Source organism: Bradyrhizobium sp. (assembly GCF_017881085.1).
Taxonomy (GTDB): Bacteria; Pseudomonadota; Alphaproteobacteria; order Rhizobiales; family Xanthobacteraceae; genus Bradyrhizobium.
The window spans coordinates 1-3,844 of the sequence record NZ_JADGRI010000417.1 but is presented as its reverse complement, the minus strand read 5'-3'; the positions used below and the strand labels follow the sequence as shown (position 1 = coordinate 3,844).

The 3,844-nt window shown below is 62.6% G+C and carries 3 protein-coding genes; all 3 read left to right on the top strand.

What is annotated here, in order from left to right:
* On the top strand, positions 1-1,542 hold a 1,542-nt coding region (locus tag QZ213_RS25765; protein WP_291688884.1), incomplete at its 5' end, for a tetratricopeptide repeat protein.
* A gap of 476 nt (positions 1,543-2,018) precedes the next feature.
* Positions 2,019-2,702, top strand: coding sequence for an FMN-binding negative transcriptional regulator (locus tag QZ213_RS25760; RefSeq protein WP_291688883.1), 684 nt, complete (start codon positions 2,019-2,021; stop codon positions 2,700-2,702).
* Positions 2,702-3,751, top strand: a complete 1,050-nt coding sequence (gene argC / locus QZ213_RS25755) for an N-acetyl-gamma-glutamyl-phosphate reductase (RefSeq protein ID WP_291688882.1) — start codon at positions 2,702-2,704, stop codon at positions 3,749-3,751. Before QZ213_RS25760 ends, argC begins: the two co-directional genes overlap by 1 nt.
* The last annotated feature ends 93 nt before the right edge of the window (positions 3,752-3,844 follow it).

Here is a 3,844-nt window from a genome sequence, read left to right as displayed (position 1 = left end):
ACCGAGGTCGCTACCCCGAATTTCAACCACGCCATCGTCTATGTTCCGCAGATCGACCAGTACCTTGATCCGACCGTGTCGCTTTTGGCCTTCGGCTCCTTGCCTTCGAACCTTGGTGGCAAGCCGGTGCTCAATATCGACAAAGGCACCTTGGCGAGCATTCCCGTGGCAAAGCCGGAGAGCTTCACAATCGCCACGGATACAGATTACACGCTTGCCGGCGACGGCACGCGACGGGCCCGTTCGATCCTTTCAGGTACCGGGTTGGGCGCGATGCTGGGGCGCGTGATGGCTCAGGGCCTCGAAAGGGTGGATCGGCCGAGCGCTGCCAAAAAGATGATTGAGTATGCCAATCTGAGCGGCAGCGGCGACTACACCTTTCCAAGCCCGCGGGAGCTCTCCGACAATTACGCCATCACAGCCACATTTCAGATCAGCAAGCCTGTCGAACGCCGCGACAGGGCGCGCATCAAAATGCTGCCCCTTACCGACCCTCGGCCCTCGCTCTCGGCGTTGACGAGCGGCGGGGCAGACGGCCAGCCTTTCTCGTGCCGCTCGTTCGAATACCGGGAGACCAGTTCGCTTACCCTTCCGGAGGGAACGAATTTCTACGAAAAGCCGGCACCGGTCAGCTATGCCGCAAGCTTCGACGGCAGGACGCCGTTCGGAACCGCGAGCGGTCGCATCGAAGTGAGCGGCGCCGACGTGCTCGATGGCCGGACTATGCGTTCCAGCGCGCTTGTCCGGCTGACCGTCGATGCCGCGGTCTGTCCCGCGGAATTCGCCGAGGCGATCAAGACCGGCCTGGAGAAGTTCACGGAATTCAAGTACGGGCCGATCGGCCTGACGCCACATCCGGCTCCCTATGTCACGGAGGTCAGCGCTAACCTTGATGAAGGTACGAATGCCTTTAGGGCAGGAAAATACCAGCTCGCGATGGCGCTGCTCAAACCCCTGGCCGAGCACGGCGGCGCGACGGCCCAATGGCATCTGGGCAGCATGTACGATGGCGGCCGTGGCGTTAAGCAGGATTTGCCCGAGGCCATCCGCTGGTACCTGATGGCGGCAGAACAGGGCGATGCCGACAGCCAATCGCGTTTAGGCTTTCTCTACGAGAGAGGGATTGGAACAGCGCGTGACGAAAAGCTCGCGGCCCGATGGTATGAAAAGGCAGCCGACCAAGGCGATGTCTACAGCCAGGCTTGCTTGGCGACCCTGTACAGAGACGGCCGTGGGCTTGCACAGGACTTTCAGCGAGCCGCCATTTGGTATGCAAAGGCGGCCGATCAAGGCTACGCTTGGGCACAGATGAATCTCGGTTTGCTCTACGCCGAAGGCAAGGGTGTGCCGCTCGACTACACCAAGGCGATTTTCTTCCTCCGCAATGCCGCCGACCGGAACGACAACTATGCTCAATACAATCTGGGCTGGGTCTATGAGAGCGGCAAGGGCGTTCCCAAGGATACGCGGCGGGCCGTTGAATGGTATAGCAAGGCGGCCGAGGGTGGTAATGCGCTGGCCCGCGCTCATCTGGGGGGCTGACTGGCGGAGCTTCATTCTGGGCGATTCTATTCCGTCACATCGGTTCGTTCGGCGGACTGTAACAGTCGGTGCAAATCGCACCACCTTGCGCTCGCGTGCCGCGTAGCAATCGCGCCGTCCTGGTCGTGTTGTATAGGAGACGCTGGTAAGAACGCCCCGGACATCATGCGAGAAAATCCAGCAAGCGGCGAATCCCCCAGAGGACATCCCGGCGCCGTGGATTCCCGTGATCTGACACTCACTCGTCCTTCCGGCGCGCGTCACATCTTGACGCCAGTCCGGCGCGGCCCTATAGGGGCGCCCATGAAGAACGCCGTGACCATTGTCATCGCCCGCCGCCGCCGCACCACCACTGCGGTATGGGCGGATATCTGCGTTTAAGATCCAGCCTTTGCCGCCGGATCCGGTCCGCGGCGTCTTCCTTCTCCTGCAGCGCGATCTGACCCGGCGGCTCACCCGAGCAGCAGGAGACCGCCATGTACACCCCTCCGATGTTCAAGCCCGACCGGGCCGCGAGTCTTGCGTTTGCGCAAGCGCGCGGATTTGGCACGGTTACGGCCTGGGACGGCCGCAAGCCGGTCGCCTCTGCGCTGCCGTTTTACCTCACCTATGCCGATGACGGCACACCGCACGCCGCCTTTCACGTCGCGCGCAACAATCCGCTGATCAAATTCGCGGACGGGAAATCGCACTGGCTGATGACCGCGTTGGGTGCGGATGCCTATGTCTCGGCCGACTGGTATGTCTCGCCCGATCAGGTTCCGACCTGGCTTTACCAGGCCGTGCATCTGACGGGCACCGTGCGGATGATGTCCGACTCCGAACTCGGCCCGCATCTAGAGGCGCTCAGCGCCAGGTTTGAGAGCTGGCTTGCGCCGAAACCTCCCTGGGCGATGGCGAAGGTGACCGCCGCACGTCTTGACGCGCTGAAGAAGGCGATCGTGGGCCTGATCATGTCGGTGGACGAGGTAGAGGGCAGTTTCAAGCTCAACCAACACAAATCCGACGCCGATTACCTGGCCGTCGCGACCGAACTGGCGCGGCAAAAGGATGCCGGCGCGCAGGCCCTCGCGGGCGAAATGCGCACGTTGCGCCCGCAACTGTTTGAAGGCCAGCCGACACAATTGGATGCTAAACCGATGCCGGAAGGAACGATGTGATGAGCGCGAAGAAGAAAATCGGCGTTCTCGGCGCGTCCGGCTACACCGGCGCCGACGCGGTGCGCCTGCTGGCGCGGCATCCCAATGCCGAAATCACCGCACTTACCGCCAACACCCATGCCGGCAAGGCGATGGACGAAGTGTTTCCGCATTTCTTCATGCTGGACCTGCCGCGGCTGACGGAATGGGAAAAGGTCGACTGGACCAGGCTTGACGCGGTGTTTTGCGGGTTGCCGCACGGCACGACGCAGGAGATCATCGCAACCGTGATGGCCGCCAACCCCGCCATCAAGATTCTCGACATGTCGGCGGATTTCCGGCTCCGCGACATGGGCACCTATGCGCAATGGTACGGCCACGCCCACCGCGCGCCCGAGCTTCAGGGCGAAGCCGTCTACGGCCTCACCGAGTTCTATCGCAAGCACATCGCGGCGGCCCGCCTGGTGGCCTGCCCGGGCTGCTATCCGACGGCGGCGCTGCTGGCGCTGGTCCCGATCGCAAGGGCAAGACTGATCGACGTCGACGACATCGTCATTGACGCCAAATCCGGCGTCACCGGCGCCGGCCGCGGCCTGAAGCAGAGCACATTGTTCAGCGAGGCCGGCGAAGGGTTGTCGCCCTATTCGGTCGGCACCCACCGGCATGCACCGGAGATCGAGCAGGAAATCGGCGTCGCGGCGGGCTTGGCCGTGACGGTCAATTTCACGCCGCATCTCATTCCGATGGCGAGAGGCGAACTCTGCACGTCCTATGTCAAGCTCAACGGCGCGAGCCCCGACGACCTGCGCGCGGCGCTGGAGCAGGCCTATCGCGACGAACCGTTCGTGCATGTCGCGAAAAAGGGCGTGCTGCCGCAGACGCAGAACGTGCGTGGCTCGAACTATGTGCAGATCGGCGTCATCGCCGACCGCATCAAGAATCGCGCGATCGTGATTTCGGTGCTCGATAATCTGGTGAAGGGCTCGGCGGGACAGGCGATCCAGAACATGAACCTCATGTTCGGCTTTCCCGAGACCGTGGGGCTCGAGCAGATCGCGTTGTTTCCGTGAGTGTGGGAAACAAAATGCGTGGATGGCCGGGACTAGCCCGGCCACGACGCAGAGTGGTTAGAGAATCTGGAAGATCGCCAGCGCCAGCACGGC

Bases quoted from the DNA above. Each gene is read 5' to 3' on its own strand.
- QZ213_RS25760 (WP_291688883.1), top strand. From the start codon at position 2,019: ATGTACACCCCTCCGATGTTCAAGCCCGACCGGGCCGCGAGTCTTGCG.
- argC (WP_291688882.1), top strand. From the start codon at position 2,702: ATGAGCGCGAAGAAGAAAATCGGCGTTCTCGGCGCGTCCGGCTACACC.